The 18,535-nt window shown below is 64.4% G+C and carries 17 protein-coding genes; 2 read left to right on the plus strand and 15 right to left on the minus strand.

Annotated features, from left to right (window positions below):
* Positions 1-5 precede the first annotated feature (5 nt).
* The 5 genes from E3T27_RS12640 to infC form a co-directional block, all read right to left on the minus strand.
* Positions 6-794: an amino acid ABC transporter ATP-binding protein gene (locus E3T27_RS12640; protein ID WP_104196970.1), complete on the minus strand. Its 789-nt coding sequence runs from the start codon at positions 792-794 to the stop codon at positions 6-8.
* Between the two features lie 103 nt (positions 795-897).
* Positions 898-1,698, minus strand: a complete 801-nt coding sequence (locus tag E3T27_RS12645) for a TrmH family RNA methyltransferase (RefSeq protein WP_134573170.1) — start codon at positions 1,696-1,698, stop codon at positions 898-900.
* A gap of 150 nt (positions 1,699-1,848) precedes the next feature.
* Positions 1,849-2,241 (minus strand): 50S ribosomal protein L20, encoded by a 393-nt coding sequence (rplT, locus tag E3T27_RS12650; protein WP_104196972.1) that lies wholly within the window; start codon positions 2,239-2,241, stop codon positions 1,849-1,851.
* A gap of 46 nt (positions 2,242-2,287) precedes the next feature.
* Positions 2,288-2,482, minus strand: coding sequence for a 50S ribosomal protein L35 (rpmI, locus tag E3T27_RS12655; protein WP_092111710.1), 195 nt, complete (start codon positions 2,480-2,482; stop codon positions 2,288-2,290).
* A complete protein-coding gene (gene infC / locus E3T27_RS12660; protein WP_104127223.1) occupies positions 2,475-3,101 on the minus strand; it encodes a translation initiation factor IF-3 in 627 nt (208 codons plus the stop codon). Before infC ends, rpmI begins: the two co-directional genes overlap by 8 nt.
* 388 nt (positions 3,102-3,489) lie before the next feature.
* On the opposite strand from infC, the gene E3T27_RS12665 reads away from it, so the two are divergent.
* Entirely contained in the window at positions 3,490-3,792 is a 303-nt protein-coding gene (locus tag E3T27_RS12665) for a DUF1844 domain-containing protein (RefSeq protein ID WP_104197145.1), read from the plus strand.
* A gap of 17 nt (positions 3,793-3,809) precedes the next feature.
* Here the strand turns inward: E3T27_RS12665 and E3T27_RS12670 are convergent, their stop codons facing one another.
* The 8 genes from E3T27_RS12670 to E3T27_RS12705 form a co-directional block, all read right to left on the minus strand.
* Positions 3,810-4,598, minus strand: coding sequence for a DNA-formamidopyrimidine glycosylase family protein (locus E3T27_RS12670; protein WP_134573174.1), 789 nt, complete (start codon positions 4,596-4,598; stop codon positions 3,810-3,812).
* Positions 4,591-9,273 (minus strand): ATP-dependent helicase, encoded by a 4,683-nt coding sequence (locus E3T27_RS12675; RefSeq protein ID WP_134573176.1) that lies wholly within the window; start codon positions 9,271-9,273, stop codon positions 4,591-4,593. Before E3T27_RS12675 ends, E3T27_RS12670 begins: the two co-directional genes overlap by 8 nt.
* Positions 9,274-9,329: 56 nt before the next feature.
* Positions 9,330-10,181, minus strand: a complete 852-nt coding sequence (locus E3T27_RS12680) for an SseB family protein (protein ID WP_104196975.1) — start codon at positions 10,179-10,181, stop codon at positions 9,330-9,332.
* Positions 10,181-10,927 (minus strand): bifunctional 1-(5-phosphoribosyl)-5-((5-phosphoribosylamino)methylideneamino)imidazole-4-carboxamide isomerase/phosphoribosylanthranilate isomerase PriA, encoded by a 747-nt coding sequence (gene priA / locus E3T27_RS12685; protein ID WP_104196976.1) that lies wholly within the window; start codon positions 10,925-10,927, stop codon positions 10,181-10,183. Before priA ends, E3T27_RS12680 begins: the two co-directional genes overlap by 1 nt.
* Positions 10,928-11,032: 105 nt before the next feature.
* Entirely contained in the window at positions 11,033-11,665 is a 633-nt protein-coding gene (hisH, locus tag E3T27_RS12690) for an imidazole glycerol phosphate synthase subunit HisH (RefSeq protein WP_134573178.1), read from the minus strand.
* Positions 11,662-12,285 (minus strand): imidazoleglycerol-phosphate dehydratase HisB, encoded by a 624-nt coding sequence (gene hisB, locus E3T27_RS12695; protein ID WP_104196978.1) that lies wholly within the window; start codon positions 12,283-12,285, stop codon positions 11,662-11,664. The genes hisH and hisB overlap by 4 nt, the downstream gene beginning before the upstream one ends.
* A gap of 33 nt (positions 12,286-12,318) precedes the next feature.
* Positions 12,319-13,419 carry a histidinol-phosphate transaminase gene (locus tag E3T27_RS12700; RefSeq protein ID WP_134573180.1) on the minus strand — a complete coding sequence of 367 codons (1,101 nt, stop codon included), beginning with the start codon at positions 13,417-13,419 and terminating at the stop codon, positions 12,319-12,321.
* 31 nt (positions 13,420-13,450) lie between these two features.
* Positions 13,451-13,876 (minus strand): LysM peptidoglycan-binding domain-containing protein, encoded by a 426-nt coding sequence (locus E3T27_RS12705; RefSeq protein ID WP_104196980.1) that lies wholly within the window; start codon positions 13,874-13,876, stop codon positions 13,451-13,453.
* 290 nt (positions 13,877-14,166) lie between these two features.
* Here E3T27_RS12705 and lexA point away from each other — a divergent pair, with 290 nt between their 5' ends.
* Positions 14,167-14,871, plus strand: a complete 705-nt coding sequence (gene lexA / locus E3T27_RS12710) for a transcriptional repressor LexA (protein WP_092341044.1) — start codon at positions 14,167-14,169, stop codon at positions 14,869-14,871.
* A gap of 108 nt (positions 14,872-14,979) precedes the next feature.
* Here lexA and metE read toward each other — a convergent pair whose 3' ends face one another.
* Both metE and E3T27_RS12720 read right to left on the minus strand, forming a co-directional pair.
* The gene (gene metE, locus E3T27_RS12715) at positions 14,980-17,322 is read right to left on the minus strand and encodes a 5-methyltetrahydropteroyltriglutamate--homocysteine S-methyltransferase (protein ID WP_134573182.1); all 2,343 of its coding nucleotides are present in this window, start codon (positions 17,320-17,322) and stop codon (positions 14,980-14,982) included.
* 88 nt (positions 17,323-17,410) lie between these two features.
* A complete protein-coding gene (locus E3T27_RS12720; protein WP_174722216.1) occupies positions 17,411-18,376 on the minus strand; it encodes a methylenetetrahydrofolate reductase in 966 nt (321 codons plus the stop codon).
* Positions 18,377-18,535 lie beyond the last annotated feature (159 nt).

Consider the following 18,535-nt stretch of genomic DNA (forward strand, 5'->3'; position numbering starts at 1 on the left):
ACCGATTAGTGGGCAAGTATTTTGGAGAGGAAGTCTTTCGCTCTCGTGCTTTGGGGGTTGGTGAAGAATTCCTCGGGAGTGGTCTCCTCCACGATCTCGCCCTCCGCCATAAAGATGACGCGGTCTGCAGCCTTGCGGGCGAAACCCATTTCGTGCGTGACGACGATCATGGTCATGCCGTCGTTGGCGAGGTCGACCATGACCTCGAGCACCTCATTGATCATCTCCGGGTCGAGGGCACTGGTCGGCTCGTCGAGCAGGATGACTTTCGGATCCATGGCGAGAGCGCGCGCGATGGCGACTCGCTGTTGCTGTCCACCGGACAACTGGGCTGGCATCTTCTTGGCCTGATTGGCCACGCCGACGCGCTCCAGCAGGGCCATCGCTTTTTTCTCGGCCGCGGCCTTCGACAGGCCGCGCACCTTGATCGGACCGAGTGTGACGTTGTCGAGCACGGTCTTGTGCGCGAAGAGGTTGAACGCCTGAAAGACCATGCCAACGTCAGCGCGCAAGTGAGCCAGTGCTTTACCCTCTTCCGGCAACTTCACACCGTCGATGGTGATCACACCGTCATCGATGGTCTCGAGGCGGTTGATCGCCCGACACAGGGTGGATTTGCCCGACCCACTCGGACCAATCACCACCACAACTTCGCCGCGGTTGACCACGGCGTTGATGTTCTTGAGAACATGCAGTTCTCCGTAGTGCTTGTTGATGTCCTTGACGACGACTAGCGGTTCGCCCCGACGAACGGTGATGTTCGAGGTGGCCGGGGACGAATCTGTGGGCTCCATACTCCCTAACTTAGGACAGAACGCGTGTCTGGACATGCCAAATGCCCGGACAGCAACGCATTTGTAACAGTCCGGGCATCGCGTATCTGTGCTACGCAGGAGGTCAGGCGCGCTGGGCGAATGCACTCTCATACAGGCAGACGGATGCCGCGGTCGCGAGGTTCATCGACTCGGCTTCGCCGTAGATCGGCACGCTCACGCTGCGGTCGACTCGGGCCAGGTCTTCATCGGTCAGGCCGCGCGCTTCGTTGCCGAACAGCCACACGGTCGGAGCGGCAAGCAAGCCCCCGTTGCGGGCGGTCAGCAGGTCGGAGCCCTTGATGTCGGCGGCAAAGAGCTGCAGCCCGGCCGCCCGGGCACGGTCGAGTACGTCGGAGAGATCGGCCGCGATGGCGACGGGCAGGTGGAAGATGGAGCCGGTCGAGGAACGGATGACCTTGGGGTTGTACAGGTCGACGCTGCGACCGGTGAGGATGACGGCGTCCGCGCCCGCGGCATCCGCTGCCCGAATGATGGTGCCGGCGTTGCCGGGATCGCGCACCTCTTCAAGGATGGCGACGAGCTTGGGCTCGGCATTGAAGATTTTCTTCACCGAGGTGGGGAACTGGTGACAGACGGCCACGAAGCCTTGCGGGGTGACCGTGTCGGCCATAGCCTCGAGCACCTCTTCGGAGACGAACTCCACCTCGACCTGGGCGTCGATCGCTTTCTGGGCTAGATCGGTGTAGCGGTCGAGCGCGGTGGGCGTCGCGAACAACTCCACGACGAGCTCTGGGCGAAAGGTGAGTGCTTCGGAAACGGCCTGCGGGCCTTCGAGCAGAAAAAGACCGGACTCGAGGCGCGCGTCGCGCTTGGCAAGTTTTGCGACGGAACGGACGCGCGGTGAACGTGGATTATCAAGCATGATCTTGAGTTTAGTTGCACAAGGTTTACTTACAGAAAAAGGAGCGGACGACCACGTCGCCCGCTCCTCACTGTTCAATTCAAAACTGTCGATCTTTCACCACATTCACGCCCAGGAGGCAGCCGGTGGTGAACCGATCGGGGTAACGCCTTACGCCGTGACGGCGACCTTCGGTGCCGAAGTGTCGGCGGGAAGGGCAGCCTTGGCACTCTCGACGAGCGCGGCGAACGTCGCTGCCTCGTTGACGGCCAGGTCGGCGAGGATACGACGGTCAACCTCGATGCCAGCCAGGCCGAGGCCCTGGATCAGACGGTTGTAGGTGAGGCCGTTGGCGCGCGACGCAGCGTTGATCCGCTGGATCCACAGGCGACGGAAGTCACCCTTGCGTGCACGACGGTCACGGTAGCTATAGGTGAAGGAGTGAGTGAGCTGCTCCTTCGCCTTGGTGACCAGGCGTGAACGCTGACCGCGGTAACCCTTGGCGCGTTCCAGAATAACGCGGCGACTCTTGTGGGCGTTTACGGCCCTCTTTACTCTTGCCATTTTTTACAAATCCTTATTCGTTACGGGCCTGTTATTGGGGCCTGGTTTACAGACCGAGAAGCTTCTTGATGGTCTTCTGATCCGACTTAGCCAGCACCTGGTCCTGGTTCAAACGGGACTTGCGCTGCGTGCTCTTGACCTCGAGGTTGTGTCGAAGTCCGGCCTGCTGCTTCATGATCTTTCCGCTTCCGGTGACCTTGAAACGCTTTTTGGTTCCGGAGTGGGTCTTCATCTTAGGCATGTGGTTCCTCCTGTTTCGCTGCCTTATCGGCAACCTTGTCTGCCTTATCGGCTACCTTGTCTGCCTTCTCGGCAGCCTTGTGGGCGTTGATCTCAGCCTTGGCTTCTGACTTGTTCTTCAACGGGCCAATCACCATGACCATGTTTCGACCGTCGATCATCGGAGTAGATTCCACGGAACCGTACTCGGCGACATCCTCGGCAAATTTTTGGAGCAGCCGTACGCCCTGATCAGGGCGGGACTGTTCACGGCCACGAAAAAGAATCATGGCCTTGACCTTGTCACCGCTCTTCAGGAAGCCTTCGGCGCGTTTGCGCTTGGTCTCATAGTCGTGCGTATCAATCTTGAGACGAAAACGAACCTCCTTGAGGATCGTGTTCGCCTGGTTGCGCCTGGCCTCCTTGGCCTTCTGCGCAGCCTCGTACTTGAACTTGCCGTAGTCCATGATCTTGGCCACGGGCGGCTTGGCTTCAGGTGCAACTTCGACGAGATCGAGGTCGGCATCCTGTGCCAGGCGCAGGGCAACATCAATCGCCACGACCCCGACCTGCTCGCCGTTGGGACCAACGAGACGAACTTCGGGGACGCGTATACGGTCATTTGTACGGGGATCGCTGATGCGTCTCTCCTCTTGGTTAACTTCGTGATCACAACCAGTCAGCGGATGCTGATTGGGGACGAAGAGAGGAAAATCACGCGCTTTCCAAGCCAACCTTGTCGTCGACGTGTTCCACACGACACCCTGTCTACCCTCGCTTTATCACATTCCCAAAGGAGGTGGTAACGCGACGGCGGAGTGCAAACTACCCGGTAACCTTGATGAAGCGGTATGCGCGGGTGGGAGATTCTCCACTTTCGTACCGAGACTATTGTCCCGGAACCAAAAACAAGCCTAGCAGAGGAATGCAGTGAGCCAAAGTTTTGAGTACGATACGGGTTTAGAGCAGAATGCCGATCTTGAGCGGGATGCTGATTTTGAGCGGGATGCTGCCCAGGCAACACGCGATATCGCCGACGTGGCCGCTGTGGAGATCATCACCACGGCCGCCGTGCACCTCATGAGCGCGGCCGCCGTGAAGTGCGGCCTCGCCGAAGATCCCGACGCCCAGATCGACCTCGACGAGGCGCGCAAGCTCATCACGGCCCTCGCCGGACTGGTCACGGCGGCTGCCCCCGATATCGCCGACATGCATGCCCGCAGCCTGCGGGACGGCCTGCGTTCCCTGCAGCTTGCGTTCCGCGAGGCGTCCTTCGTGCAGGATCCAATCGGCGAGGGCCCCGGTGAGAAGTACACCGGTCCGGTCACCTAACCGGCGGCCTGTCAGTCTCAGGTCTGGCAGCGCGGGCACCAGTAGGTGTCGCGCAACTCCAGTTCGGTACGGCCGAGCTGTCCCCTCTGAATGCGGCTGCCACACCGACGACACGGCTGCCCGGCCCGCCCGTAGACCCAGAGCTGGGCTCCCCGTCGCAGGTTGCCGGTGGTCGTGCGCTCGTCACGGTCTTTATTGGCCAGTAACAGGCGCCGGGCGAGTCTCACGAGTCCGGCGAGGTCAGTGACCCCAGCTACGGGCCGGTTCGGCAGCAATCCGCGCAGAAAACAGAGCTCGTTGACATAGACGTTGCCCAGCCCGGCCAGATTGCGCTGGTCAGCGAGGGCCACGATGATCGGCGGCTCCCCGTGGGCAGCAAGACGTCTGGTGGCCTCGGCAGCGTTAGCTGCGCTCCACTCAGCGTCGAGCAGATCGGGTCCGAGGTGGCCGACCACCTCGGCTTCAGCCCGGGTCAGCACGAGTTCCAGCACGCCGAGTTCGAACCCCACAGCAACCCACTCGGTCGTCTGCAGCACGATGCGTGCCTGAAACGCCGGCCGCTGCCACCGCGTGCCCGGTCGATACAGGTGCCAGGCACCCTCCATCTTCAAATGCGAGTGGATGCTCGTCTCACCGACCCGGTGCAGCAGATGTTTGCCGCGACTGACGACCTCGTGCACGGTTTGTCCCGAAAGATCGACCGTAGCGAAAGCGGGTACCCGAATGTCGCAGCCGGTCAGGATGCTGCCGCGCAGGGCCTGGTCGAGGGAACGGGCGGTGCGGTAGACGGTATCGCCCTCAGGCACGCAGCCTCAGCCCTTTCGGGGTCTCGGTGAATCCGGCGGCGCGCAGGGCCCCGCCCACGTCGGTGCCGATCACGAACACACCGTTGACCGTTTCCACCGCAATCCTCTGCACGCGACCGTTGGTGACCAGGGCGGCCAGACTCACGGTGGCCGCCGCGAGCACCTGCTGATCCGTTTCAAAAGCAACCACGGTTTTACCGCCGCGCTCGACATACAGCACGAGGGCACCGTCGACAAGAACGACGAGTGCGCCCGCCTTTCGACCCGGGCGGTGGGTGGTGTTGCCAGGCAGGGTCGGCCACGGCAGCGCGGCGCCATAGGCATTCGCCGGGTCGGTCGCGGCCAGAGCAACAGCTTCCAGGGGCGCGGTGTTCCTCACGTCGACGGAAGTCTGGGACACTCCCACAGCGAAGGTGCGCAGCCGGTCGATGGTGCCGCCGGTGGCGAACTGAGCCGCGCCGAGCCCCTCGATGAAATAGCCGCGGCGGCAGCGTGCCATCTCTTCAAACCCGGTGAGGGTGCGGTAGACGAGCGAGAAGCCGCCGATCACGCTCTCCGCCATTACCGCCCCCCGGGTCACCACGCCATAGCGTTCGAGCAGCGTCTCCCCCAGCGCGTGGGCGCGGCGGGTTGGGGAATCGTCGGCAACCGGAAGGATCGACCATCGGCCTGACGCCGTGGGGGGACCGCTGCGACTCGGCAGGTTCGGCCGCGGCATCGACCGCCCACGATGCAGACGGGCGCGCGGCGCGGCCCGGCTCTGCCGGTGGGCCGTGTGCCCGCCGGCTAGCAACGAACGCACCGGAGCGAACGTGTCATTGTTGATCAAACCGGCCCAGACCAGGTCCCACAACGACTGCACCAGTGCGGCGTCGTCCTGGCTGCCGACGGCGTCAGACAGCTGCCGAAAGAAGTAGGCGCCCCCGCTGCCCAGGGTCGTCAGGATCTCCTGCTGCAGGGACGTCGTCTCCACGTCGATGGGAAGCGGCAGGGTGAGCTGGGCCGTTTCGGCGAGGTGCAGACTGACCCAACCGTCATTGCCGGCGAGGGTTCCTGCGCCCGCCCAGAGCAACTCCCCCGCGTTGGTGAGTTCGTCGAGCATGCCCGGCTGGTAGTCGCTCACCCGGGCCGGCAGAATGAGCGTCTCCCAGGCGGACGCCGGAATGCGCGCGCCCTCAAGCTGTTCCACAACGGATGCGACGCCGTCGATTCCGCGCAGCTTGCCTCCCACGTGTTGCCAGACCGGCAGGAACCGACCGATGGCCTGCTGGTCCACCGGTTCCACCTCGTGCCGAAGGGCCGCGAGCGAGCGCCGACGCAGGCGCCGCAGCACCTCGGAGTCGCACCATTCCAAGCCGGTGCCGTTCGGTCGGAATTCGCCGGCCACGATACGGCGGGCGTCGGCGAGACGTGTGAGGGCAATCTGCACAACGGCCGTGCCGAGGCCAAACCGGTCGGCGACGGCGCCGGTGGTGAAGGGTCCGTGCGAGCGTGCGTAGCGGCTCACCAGATCGCCGAGCGGATCAGCCACGGATTCAGTAAACGCAGCGGACACCCCGATCGGCAGGGGAACGCCGAGAGCGTCGCGCAATCGGCTCGCGTCTTCGACTGCTGCCCAGCGTTCCTCACCGCCGATGCTCACGCGCACGGCGCGGCGCGCGTCGACCAGTCCCAGCAGGGCCTGCTCGGCGACAAGGACAGCGGGCGGGCCCTGCGCGGGCGGCAGGCCCGGCGCGGGCGGCGATTCCGGCGGGAGAATGAGCATCCGCTCGGCGACCTCGCTGGTGCTGAGCGGGCCAAGGGTGCGCAACAGATCGGCGACACCTTCCACGCCCTTGGCCAGGTAGTCCGGCGCGAGCCGTTGCAGTTCTCGGTCGGTTTGAGCGATGACGCTCGGGTCGAGGAGTTCACGCAGTTCAACCCGCCCCAACAGTTCGGCCAGCAGGCTCGAATCGATGGCGAGGGCGGTGGCGCGCCGCTCGGCGAGCGGGGTGTCGCCCTCGTACATGAAGGCGGCGACGTAACCGAACAGCAGTGTGCTCGCGAACGGGCTGGCGGTCTCGGTCTCGGTGTCAACCAGACGCACTTCACGGGAGCCGATCTGCCGGGCCAGCGCCCCGAGGGCCGGAAGGTCGTACACGTCTTGAAGGCATTCACGCAGGGTCTCGAGAATGATCGGAAAGGTGGGAAAGGTGCGGGCCACGTCGAGTAGTTGGGCGGCCTTCTGGCGTTGTTGCCACAGCGGCGAGCGCGCACCGGGTTTGTACCTGGGCAGCAGCAGTGCCCGGGCAGCGCACTCCCGAAACCGGGAAGCGAACAGGGCGGAGCCACCGACCTCGTCGATGACGATCTGCTCGAGCTCATCAGGGTCGAAAACGAAGAGCTCACTGCCGGGCGGTTCGGTTTCGGTGTCGGGGATGCGCACGACGATACCGTCATCGCTGGCTACGCAGGAGCCGTCGATTCCGTAGCGTTCGCGCACGCGAGCACCCACGGCGAGCGCCCACGGTGCGTGCACCGGGGTGCCGAACGGGGAATGCAGCACAACCCGCCAGTCCCCCAGTTCATCGCGAAAGCGTTCGACCACGAGGGTCCGGTCGGTCGGGAGCTGCCCGGTAACCGCGCGTTGCTCGGCGAGGAAGGCCAGCAGGTTGTTGATTGCACGCTGGTCGAGCCCGCCCACCGCGCAGCGAGCCTGGGCTTCACTGGGCGGCAGGGCCCCAACCTCGCGCACGAACGCACCGATGGCGCGGCCGAGTTCGGCCGGGCGGCCGAGGCCATCACCTTTCCAGAACGGAAGCCGCCCCGGCTGCCCGAAAGCGGGCACGACGAGCACCCGGTCGTGGGTGATCTCCTGGATACGCCAGCTTGTGGTGCCGAGCGCGAAGACGTCGTTCACACGCGACTCGTAGACCATCTCCTCGTCGAGTTCGCCGACCCGTTTGCCGGTGATCTGTTCGCCGCCGACCATGAAGACCCCAAACAGGCCGCGGTCGGGAATGGTGCCGCCGCTCGTCACGGCCAGGCGTTGCGCTCCGGGCCGCCCGGTCAGGGTGCCAGCGTCTCGATCCCAGACAATGCGGGGGCGCAGTTCGGCGAACTGGTCTGACGGGTAGCGGCCGGCGAGCAGGTCGAGGGTCGCCTCGTAGGCCGATCGTGGCAAGGTCGCAAACGGCGCGCTGCGCCGCACCGTGTCAAACCAGGTTTCCACGTCGATGGGCTCGAGCGCGCAGGCTGCGACAGTCTGCTGCGCCAGAATGTCGAGCGGGTTGGTGGGTACCCGCAGCGATTCGATGACGCCGGCCACCATGCGCTCGGCAGCAACCGCAGCGTGGATGAGGTCGGCGCGATGCTTGGGGTAGATCACCCCGCGCGAAACCTCGCCCACCTGATGCCCGGCCCGGCCAAGCCGCTGCAGCCCGCTCGACACCGACGGCGGCGATTCAACCTGCACGACCAGATCGACGGCACCCATGTCGATACCGAGTTCCAGGCTCGAGGTCGCGACGACACAGCGCAGCCGCCCCGACTTCAGATCGTCTTCAATGAACGCTCGCTGTTCCTTGCTGACGGAACCGTGATGCGCCCGCGCGAGCAAGGGCGCAGCGCCTTTGCTCTGCCCGCTTGCCCCCATCAGCTCGGCTGGTGGCCGCACCACGGCCATCACACCGTGATCGGCCAGCCCCCCGTCGGCAGCCGAAACGGGTACCAGAGCGGATGCCTCCGCCCCGGCCAGGCGGTCGGCGTAGATTTCGTTGAACCGGGCCGTCAGTCGTTCGGTAAGTCTCCGGGAATTCGCGAACACGATGCTCGAAGAGTGCGCCAGCACCTCGTCAACGATGGCCTCCTCAACGTGGGGCCAGATGGACCCGGTTTGCGCAGCAGCGGCCGACGTGACCCCTTCGCGTTGCGGTACCGGCCCGAGGTCGCTCATATCGTCGACCGGCACGACCACCCGCAGGTCGAACCGTTTCAGGGAGGGCGGCGCCACGATGTGAACGGGCGCGGCGCCACCGAGAAAGCGCGCCACTTCGCTCTGCGGGCGCACGGTGGCCGACAACCCGATGCGTTGGGCCGGGTGGCCGAGAAGCGCGTCGAGGCGTTCGAGCGATACGGCGAGGTGGGCGCCGCGCTTACTGGCCGCGACCGCATGTATCTCGTCGATGATGACCGTCTGCACATCGCGCAGCGATTCCCGAGCTGCCGACGTCAGCATCAGAAACAATGATTCCGGAGTGGTGATGAGGATGTCGGGGGGCGAGGAGATCAATTTGCGGCGGTCGGCGCTCGGCGTATCTCCCGAACGCACTCCGACCGTGACCTGTGGCGGCTGAAGTCCAAGCCGTTGCGCGGCGCGGGTGATTCCCACCAGTGGCGCGGTGAGGTTGCGTTCGACGTCAACGCCGAGGGCTTTGAGCGGTGAAATATAGAGAACACGGGTACCTGGCGCACGGGTACCCGGCTCTGATGCCGGTGCTGATTCGTTCGCCAACTGGTCGATGGCCCACAGGAATGCGGCGAGGGTCTTGCCCGATCCGGTGGGAGCCACGACGAGGGCGTGCGACCCTTGCGCGATAGCAGTCCACGCACCGAGCTGCGCTGCGGTCGGCGCGGCAAACGCCTCGGTGAACCAGGCCTGGGCAGCCGGGGAGAATTGATCGAGAACGTCGGTCATACCGTTATTCTCGCCTGACCCACCGACAGTGCACTGAGCAGGGCCAATATCGGGTATCAGGCCGATGCGACGAGCTTGACGCTCAGCGAATCGACGCCGGTCGTGATGGTCTCGCTTTCCGACCAGCGCGTGCCGAGCCGAGTGAGGATTGCGTCGAGGTCCGTCTGGGTGAGGCCGTCGACCAGTTCCAGTTGAACCACCAGCTCGGGGCCGGTGAGCCGGCCAAGCGGGTCACCGGCAGAAAGCTGCACGGTCAGCACCGAAAGTTCGGTCGCGATCGATGCGGTGAAAGCATCGGCGACATGGTGACTGGCGTAACTCGGTGTCCACGGCAAGGATTGGGCGATGGCCCATAAGGCCGGACGGCGAATGACGAATTCACCGGGCGAAGTCGGGTCGAGCACAACGAGGTCGGTATTCTCCTGCGCGGCGGCCAGGGCGACGCGCACGGCATCCGCTGGCACGGGCCGGGCGAGGGGATTCCAGATCGTCATCGCGGCGGTTGACGAGAAAGCAGGCAGTACGGTGCGGCCGTCCGGACCGGCCACGGTGATGATCGACAGCTCCTGGGTTTTGTCGATCGTCTGGCCGCTCCCGTTCAGGGCGGCATCGCCGAGCTTGGTCACCAGAGGGATGAGCAGGCGGGAACTGCGAATGGCGTCGATGACGCTCTCTTCCCCGGCCTCGCGCGCCTGAAACCGGGCGAGCGCCTCGGCAAGAGCTGCTGGCGCGGATCCGTCATCGCCGGCATCGAGATTCGCCTCGAATTCGCGACCGACCCAAGGCTGGCCAGCGGAGTCGGCCGTGTTGGCCGACTCGTTGTGATCGCCGGGTTGACCTGATGGCGCGGCACCATCCGGACGTCCAGATGGGTCACCGGTGGAACCGAGGTTTCGCGCCTTCGCCATTAGTCCCCCGCGACGTCCAGTGCCTCGGCAAGGGTGAAGGCCCCCGCGTACAGTGCTTTGCCCACGATGGCACCTTCAAGCCCGAGCGGAACCAGGCGGCGCAGGGCGTCAATGTCATCGAGGCTGGAGATGCCTCCGGAGGCGATCACGGGTTTGCGGGTGCGGTCGAGCACCTGGCGAAGCAGATCGATGTTCGGACCCTGCAGGGTGCCGTCCTTGGTGACATCGGTCACGACATAGCGGGCGCAGCCGGCTTCTTCGAGACGTTCAAGCACCTGCCAGAGGTCTCCACCGTCCTGTGTCCAGCCGCGTGCGGCGAGGGTCGTACCGCGCACGTCGAGGCCGACGGCAACGGCATCGCCGTATTGCGCGATAACGCTCGCCGCCCACTCCGGATTTTCCAGTGCCGCTGTGCCGAGGTTGATGCGCTTGACGCCTGTGGTCAGTGCTGCTTCCAGCGATTCATCGTCGCGGATGCCGCCGGAGAGTTCGATATTGACGCCCTTGACCTGGCGGATGACCTTTTTGATCACGCCGGTGTTGTTGCCCCGGCCAAACGCCGCGTCGAGGTCGACGAGGTGAATCCACTCTGCACCTTGCCGTGCCCAATCAGCCGCAGCATCGACGGGGTCACCGTAATTTGTTTCCGTACCGGCCTCCCCCTTTGTCAGGCGAACTGCCTTACCGGCGGCCACATCGACGGCGGGCAGGAGGACGAGCCTCGGTATCTTATTGAACTCGCTCATTGGTGTCCTTGGTTGGTGCGGCCGCGTGCTGCGACCAGGTTCATGGCAGGTGCCGGTGATGGGTAGGCAGGAGAGGTTTGGACTGTGAAGTCTAGGCGCACCGAGCTAGTCGCGCAGAGTGCCGATCCAGTTCTTCAACAGGCGGATGCCCGCCTCACCGGATTTTTCGGGGTGAAACTGGGTGGCGCTCAGCGGGCCATTCTCGATGGCAGCCAGGAACGGTGCCCCGTGTTCGGCCCAGGTGAGCCGGGGTTCGGGAAACGGCGGCATGACCTCGAGCGTCCAGGCCTGCGCCGCGTACGAGTGCACGAAATAGAAGCGCTCCTCTTCGATTCCTCGGAAGAGCACGGAGTCAGGAGCGCTCGTGACGGTGTCCCAGCCCACGTGCGGCAGAATCGGTGCGGGAAGTTCGGTGACCGTACCGGGCCATTCACCCAGTCCCACGGTGTCGATCCCCCGCTCGACACCGTGTTCGAACATGACCTGCATTCCAACGCAGATGCCGAGTACCGGACGATCGCCAGCCAGGCGACGATCGACGATCTCGTCGCCGCGCACCGCCTTGAGGGCCGCCATCACAGCACTGAACGCACCGACACCGGGCACGACGAGGCCGTCGGCCTCGAGGGCGACGGTGCGATCGCTCGTTAGGGTGACGTCAGCGCCGGCCAGTTCGAGTGCCTTGACCGCGGAGTGCACATTGCCCGTGCCGTAGTCGAAGACAACGACCCGGCTCACAGGGCACCCTTGGTCGACGGAATACCGTGTACCAGCGGGTCGAGAGCCTTGGCGAGGCGAAAAGCACGGGCGAAAGCCTTGAACTCGGCTTCAGCGATGTGGTGCGGGTCGCGACCGCCCAGCACGGTGACGTGCACGGTCAACCCGGCGTGAAAGGTGATGGCTTCAAAGACGTGACGCACCATGGAGCCGGTGAAGTGTCCGCCGATCAGGTGGAATTCGAAGCCGACCGGTTCGCCGGTGTGCACCAGGTAGGGGCGACCCGAAATGTCGACTACGGCTTGGGCGAGAGCCTCGTCGAGCGGCACCAGCGCGTCACCGTAGCGCGAGATGCCCGATTTATCACCGAGCGCTTGGCGAATAGCCTGGCCGAGCACGATTCCCACGTCTTCGACCGTGTGGTGGACGTCAATTTCGATGTCGCCGGAAGCACGCACAGTGAGGTCGCACAGCGAGTGTTTCGCAAACGCGGTGAGGAGGTGGTCGTAGAACGGCACCGAGGTGCGGATATCGCTGACGCCGGTGCCGTCGAGATTGAGCGAGAGGTCGATGCTGGATTCACTCGTCTCCCGTTGCAGGTGGGCGACGCGGGGCGCGAGAATGCCGGCAGGAGAACTCATACTGCTAGCTTATTCGCCTCGGGCCGAATCAGTTCAACCGGGCGTGCCGGCCCGCCCCAGGCGGCCCAGTGCCTCGAGGAACTGAGACGTCTCGTTCTCGGTCCCGGCCGTCACCCGCAAATGGCCGGCAATACCCACGTCGCGAATGAGGATTCCCTCAGCGAGCAACGCCTCAAAGGTCTCTCGCGGGTCGGCCACTCCTCCAAAAAGTACGAAGTTACTCCAGCTTCGGTGCGGGGAATAGCCCAGGCGGGCGAGCTCGACCACGAGCCGGTCACGCTGCCCCCGAATGTCGTCGACCATGGCGAGCATCTCAGCGCTGTGCGCCAGGGCGGCGTTCGCAGCGGCCTGGGTCAGCGCCGAGAGGTGGTACGGCAGACGGACCAGGCGCAGGGCATCCGTCACCGCCGGATCAGCAGCCAGGTAGCCGACCCGGGCACCGGCAAAGGCGAAGGCTTTGCTCATGGTTCGGGAGACGAGAAGCCGTTCCCGACCGGGCAGCAGGGTGACCGCACTCGGGGTGCCAGCGGGCGCGAATTCGGCGTAGGCCTCGTCAACGACAACGACGCCGTCGGTCGCGGCGTAGACGGCGGCGATGGTTTCAAGCGAGAGCGGGGTGCCGGTGGGGTTGTTCGGGGAGCAGAGAAAAACGATGTCGGGGTTGGTTCGGGTGACCTCACTCACGGCGGTGGCCGGAGACAGCTCGAAGTCGGCGTCACGCGCGCCCGGAATCCAGGTGGTGTCGGTACCGGAGGCGAGAATCGAGTACATCGAGTAAGTCGGGGCAAACCCAAGCAGGGAGCGCCCCGGCCCGCCGAACGCCTGAAGCACCTGCTGGAGTACTTCGTTGGACCCGTTTGCCGCCCAGATATTGTCGGCGGTGAGCCCCTCACCGAGGTAGAGGGCCAGCGCCTCGCGCAGAGCCGTGAACTCACGGTCGGGATACCGATTCACCGAGTGGATGGCTTCGGCCAGGTTAGCGAGGATGTCGCGCGCCACCGCATCAGGAATGGGGTGCGTGTTCTCGTTGACGTTCAGGGCCACCGGAACATGCAATTGCGGAGCACCGTATGGGGTGAGGCCTTGCAGATTGGTACGGAGCGGGAGATCTTCGAGACTGGTCACCCTCTCCATGCTACGGCCCCGCGCGTCTGCCGATACCTTCCTAGGAGTCGGAGGGGATTTCCAGGCGCTGGCCCGGCTGCAATGTTTCAACAGCCAGGGCGTTGAGTCGTTTGATGTCGGCCACTACGTCGCGCGGGTCGTCCGCCGGCGAAATATCTTCGGCGAGGTCCCACAGGGTCTGGCCGGGCTCGACCGTGATGAACCGGGCGGAACCGACGTCGGTTGGGAAGTACGTCAGGGTCGTGACAATTCCGGAGTCGGTTGTGTACGACATGAGGTCGGTGCCCGCGGCGGAGTCCGTAGCCCCGGCCGCACCCCCGTTCATGGCGAAAGACACGGCGACGATCACCAGCGGTACGGCAGCAAGAGTTGTGAAAACCAAGCGACCGCGGCGGGTGAGACGAAGGCGCGGGACGGGCGTGAGGGCTGCCGATACGGGAACTGCTGATGCAAATACTGTGGTCATGTCAAACCTCCAAGGTAAGCGCGTTACGAGTCTCGTATCCGGACCTCGGCCGGGAGGCCCAGATACGAAACTATGTTCCGAATATAACTTCGAACAATCGAACATGCAAGCTTTTTCTCGGCTCAGCCCGGAATTAAGCGCGACACACTCGAATAAGTGTTTGTTCCCAGGCATGTGACTGGATAAACTTTCGATAGATAATTGCTGCATTGATACTCAATCAGACACCACCGACATTCCCGCATGACACGGTTTCAGGCCAGGCGGGACCTACTCCAGGAGGGCACATCGTGACACAAGACACCAGTGGTACCCGCGACAAGGGCGGCACTCGGCGCCGCAAGAGTTTGAGCCAACGCCAGCTCGCTATTCTCGACGTGATCCAGCGCTCGGTGAGCTCGCGCGGTTACCCGCCGAGCATGCGGGAAATCGGCGACGCGGTCGGTCTCGCCTCGCTGTCGAGCGTGACCCACCAGCTCAATCAACTCGAACTCAGCGGTTACCTGCGCCGCGACCCGAATCGCCCCCGTGCCCTCGAAGTCCTCATCGAGATTCAGCGCGCCCCCGAAGACGTCGGCACCGGTGACCAGGACAGCTTTCACCCGGGCGTACAGGTCGGCGATGCTGCGATGGTACCCCTCGTCGGTCGCATCGCCGCGGGCATCCCGATCACGGCCGACCAGCAGATAGACGAGATCTTCCCGCTTCCCCGCCAGCTCGTTGGGCAGGGAGAGTTGTTCATGCTCAAGGTTGTGGGTGAGTCCATGATCGACGCTGCCATCTGCGACGGCGACTGGGTCGTTGTTCGTCAGCAGAAGACCGCAGAGAACGGCGAGATCGTCGCGGCTATGCTCGACAATGAGGCCACGGTGAAGGTCTTGAGAAAGCGCGATGGCCACACCTGGCTACTGCCGCGCAACAGCAACTTCGAGCCCATTGTCGGTGACTTCGCCGACATCCTCGGCAAAGTAGTCGCGGTCCTGCGCTCGGTCTAGTCGTCGCGCTGATTGGTGTCATACAAAAGGGCCCGACCACCAGCCGGTGGTCCGGCCCTTTTTGTCACCCCGTCAGACGAATCAGACGAGTCAGACGAGTCAGGCGAGTCAGGCGATCACGTCGGCACTGAGGCGTTCGCGCACCACCCGCGTGGCGGCGAGCATGTTCTGCAGCGACTGCACGGTTTCGTCGTAGCCACGAGTCTTGAGGCCACAGTCCGGATTCACCCAGACCTGTCGTTCGGGAATCGATTCCAGAGCGGTATCGAGCAGGGTCGTCAATTCGTCTACGCTCGGCACCCGGGGTGAATGAATGTCATAGATTCCGGCGCCGATGCCGTGATCGAACCCGCCAGCCTCGATTTCCCGCACGACCTCCATCCGGGAACGGGCCGCTTCGATACTCGTGACGTCTGCGTCAAGGTTGCGGATGGCTTCGATGACAACGCCGAACTCCGAATAGCAGAGGTGGGTGTGAATCTGGGTCGCATCCGCTACACCGGCCGTGGCGAGACGGAACGAGCCGACCGACCAATCCAGGTAGTCCGCGTGGTCCTTTTTCTTCAGCGGCAACAGTTCGCGCAGGGCCGGTTCGTCGACTTGGACGATCTTGATGCCCGCAGCCTCCAGATCGCCGATTTCATCGCGCAGGGCCAGGGCTACCTGGCGGGCGGTCTCGCCGAGCGGCTGATCATCGCGCACAAAGGACCATGCCAGAATCGTGACCGGTCCGGTGAGCATGCCCTTGACCGGCTTCGTCGTCAGGCTCTGCGCGTATACCGACCAGTCCACCGTGATCGGTGCCGGGCGCGATACGTCACCCCACAGAATGGACGGCCGCGTGCAGCGACTGCCGTAGGACTGCACCCAGCCATTCTCGGTCACGGCAAACCCATCGAGGTTTTCGGCGAAGTACTGCACCATGTCGTTGCGTTCGGGTTCTCCGTGCACCAGCACGTCAAGCCCGATCTCCTCCTGCAGTGCCACCACCCGACCGATCTCGGCGCGCATCAGGGACCGATACTCATCGGCGGCCAGGGTTCCCTTGAGAAACTGGGCCCGTGTTCGACGTATGTCACCGGTCTGCGGGAACGATCCGATCGTGGTTGTCGGCAACGACGGCAGCTGCAAGGCGGAATCCTGCGCGCTCAGTCGATCGGCGTAAGCGCCTCGACTGAAATCGGCGTCGGTGAGCGCCGCAGCACGGAGGCGTACGGCGCCGTCGCGCACGCCAGGAGCGCTGTGCCGCGCAGCCAGCGCCGCCGCGGCTTCAGCCAACGGCCCGGCGATCGCGGCCCGTCCATTGACAAGTCCCTGAGCTAGGGTGGCGACCTGGCCGACCTTCTGGTCGGCGAAGGCCAGCCAGCTCACCAATGAGCCTGGCAGCGACGTTTCATCGAGCACATCGTGCGGCACGTGCAGCAGGGAGGTCGAGGTGGAGACGGAAACGGAGTCCGACAGCGCCCGCACACCCTCAGCACCTTCGATGGCCCCGGTCAGGTCGCCGCGCCAGATGTTGTGGCCGTCAATCACCCCGGCAACGAGGGTCTTGCCGGCCAGCCCCGGTACCGCCTGCGGCAGAGTTCCCCGCACCAGGTCGAGGCCGATTGCTTCAACGGCTGTGGCGGCGAGAACCGGGAGGGCATCATCGAGGCTGCCGTAGGGCGCCGCAACGAACAGCGCCGGCCGGCCGGTCAACCCACCCAGCACCCCGTAAGCGGATGCTACGGCCGCCAGCGTCTCGGCGCGCGGCACGTCGATGGATTCACTGACCAGGCCCGGCTCGTCGAGCTGCACCCAATCGGCGCCGGCATCCGCTAACCGCGCCAGGAGCGCCGCGTAAACGGGAAGGAGATCATCGAGCCGGGACAGTGGCGAGAATCCGGCCGGAGCTTCATCGCTGGCCTTGCTGAGCAACAGGAACGTGACCGGCCCGACGAGCACCGGACGGGTGAGGAACCCGGCGGCTTTGGCTTCGACGAATTCACGCACGATCCGGTCACCGGCCAGCGAGAACGCCGTCTCCGGGCCGATCTCGGGCACGAGGTAATGGTAGTTGGAGTCGAACCACTTGGTCATTTCGAGGGGTAGGTTCTCACCCTCGCCCCGCGCCAGGGTGAAGTAGCCAGCCAAGTCGAGGGTTCCGTCTGCGGCGACGAGTGAGGCAAACCGGCTCGGGATCGCGCCAACGGCGACGATGGTGTCGAGCACCTGGTCGTAATACGAAAACGACTCGGGGATCGAGGAATCGGTGCGGCCGAGACCGAGATCGACGAGCCTGTCGCGGGTCTGCTGCCGCAGCCCGGCGGCGACAGCTTCGAGGGCCGCGGCATCGATCGTTTGGGACCAGAAAGCTTCGACGGCTTTCTTCAGCTCCCGTCGCCTTCCGATGCGGGGGTAACCGAGGATGGTGCCGGGGGGAAAGGTGCTGGATATGGGCGCGCTGGGCATGGTGATTCCTTCACTGAGCGATTGTGGCTGGAATGGTCGAAGAAAACGAACGTGGTGGTGGGCCTACGCGCTGGAACGGGCGCGAGGCCTAGGGCATGGCTGCGGGCACCGTACGTGCCCCACACCCCTCGAGAATCGACAGCACGGTGTCGTGCTGGTTGAAGGCATAAAGGTGCAGGCCGGGGGCACCGCCCGCGAGAACGTCCTGCCCGAGTCGTACGGCGTAGTCGATGCCGATCTGGCGCTGTCCTTCCTCGGTCGGTTCGACCTCGAGCTCGATGGACAGTTCGGCCGGCAATTTTTCACCGGAGAGCTGCAGGATACGACGCAAGCGGTTCGGGCTGGTCACCGGCATGATGCCGGGAAGAATGGGAAAGAACACTCCGGCAGAACGAGCTCGTTGGATGAAGCTCAGATAGTCGTCGGCGTGAAAGAACAGCTGGGTGATCGCTAAGTTGGCCCCGGCAGCCTGCTTGGCCAACAGTGTGTCGATATCCTGGGTAATCGACCGCGAGTTGGGGTGGCCGTTAGGGAAGGCTGCGACGCCGATGCGCACCTTGCTGCGTTCGGTTTTCACCCCACGGGCACCGGGAAGACCGGGAATCACCGTCTCGGTGTATGGCACGCGTTCGGTCTGCACGCGGTGGATGAGCTGCACCAGCTCGCCGGCGCTGTGCAGGTCGCCGAGAAATGTGGTGTCGCCTTCAACCGTCCCCTGCGGTGCGTCTCCGCGAATCGCGAGGAAGCTGTCGATGCCAGCGTCGAGGAACTCCCGAATGAGCCGACTGGCGTCTGCGTGCGAGGAGCCGACGCAGGTGAGGTGGGCCATGGCGTCCACTGACGTGTGGTCCTTGATGTAGCGCAGAACGTCGAGCGAGGAGTTGCGGGAGGAACCGTTGGCACCATAGGTGACCGAGATGAACTCCGGACCGGCGGCGGCGAGATGATCGATCGTGCGGGTGAGAGCGGATGCTGCGGCCACCGATTTCGGTGGGTACACCTCGAACGAGAACGCTGGACGGGCGTTACACGCGGAAATCCCTGTCGCGGTCATGGTTCCTCATTCGGCAGAAGCGGTACAGCGGTGGTGGCCGGGCGGCCGCGGACGCGCCAAGACTGGCGGTTCTTCGCGGGCGGATGCCGGGCTCGGCTGTCGCTCCATGCCGGGGAACGAATTCCGTCGGCAACGATTGATTAGACACTAACAACACCA

It is taken from the genome of Cryobacterium lyxosi (assembly GCF_004403345.1).
GTDB classification, from domain to species: Bacteria; Actinomycetota; Actinomycetes; order Actinomycetales; family Microbacteriaceae; genus Cryobacterium; species Cryobacterium lyxosi.

What these genes read in the sequence shown, in the direction of transcription:
- E3T27_RS12640 (WP_104196970.1), bottom strand. Translation starts at nt 794, where the DNA reads ATGGAGCCCACAGATTCGTCCCCGGCCACCTCGAACATCACCGTTCGT.
- E3T27_RS12645 (WP_134573170.1), bottom strand. Translation starts at nt 1,698, where the DNA reads ATGCTTGATAATCCACGTTCACCGCGCGTCCGTTCCGTCGCAAAACTT.
- rplT (WP_104196972.1), bottom strand. Translation starts at nt 2,241, where the DNA reads ATGGCAAGAGTAAAGAGGGCCGTAAACGCCCACAAGAGTCGCCGCGTT.
- rpmI (WP_092111710.1), bottom strand. Translation starts at nt 2,482, where the DNA reads ATGCCTAAGATGAAGACCCACTCCGGAACCAAAAAGCGTTTCAAGGTC.
- E3T27_RS12675 (WP_134573176.1), bottom strand. Translation starts at nt 9,273, where the DNA reads ATGACCGACGTTCTCGATCAATTCTCCCCGGCTGCCCAGGCCTGGTTC.
- E3T27_RS12680 (WP_104196975.1), bottom strand. Translation starts at nt 10,181, where the DNA reads ATGGCGAAGGCGCGAAACCTCGGTTCCACCGGTGACCCATCTGGACGT.
- priA (WP_104196976.1), bottom strand. Translation starts at nt 10,927, where the DNA reads ATGAGCGAGTTCAATAAGATACCGAGGCTCGTCCTCCTGCCCGCCGTC.
- hisB (WP_104196978.1), bottom strand. Translation starts at nt 12,285, where the DNA reads ATGAGTTCTCCTGCCGGCATTCTCGCGCCCCGCGTCGCCCACCTGCAA.
- E3T27_RS12700 (WP_134573180.1), bottom strand. Translation starts at nt 13,419, where the DNA reads ATGGAGAGGGTGACCAGTCTCGAAGATCTCCCGCTCCGTACCAATCTG.
- E3T27_RS12705 (WP_104196980.1), bottom strand. Translation starts at nt 13,876, where the DNA reads ATGACCACAGTATTTGCATCAGCAGTTCCCGTATCGGCAGCCCTCACG.
- metE (WP_134573182.1), bottom strand. Translation starts at nt 17,322, where the DNA reads ATGCCCAGCGCGCCCATATCCAGCACCTTTCCCCCCGGCACCATCCTC.
- E3T27_RS12720 (WP_174722216.1), bottom strand. Translation starts at nt 18,376, where the DNA reads ATGACCGCGACAGGGATTTCCGCGTGTAACGCCCGTCCAGCGTTCTCG.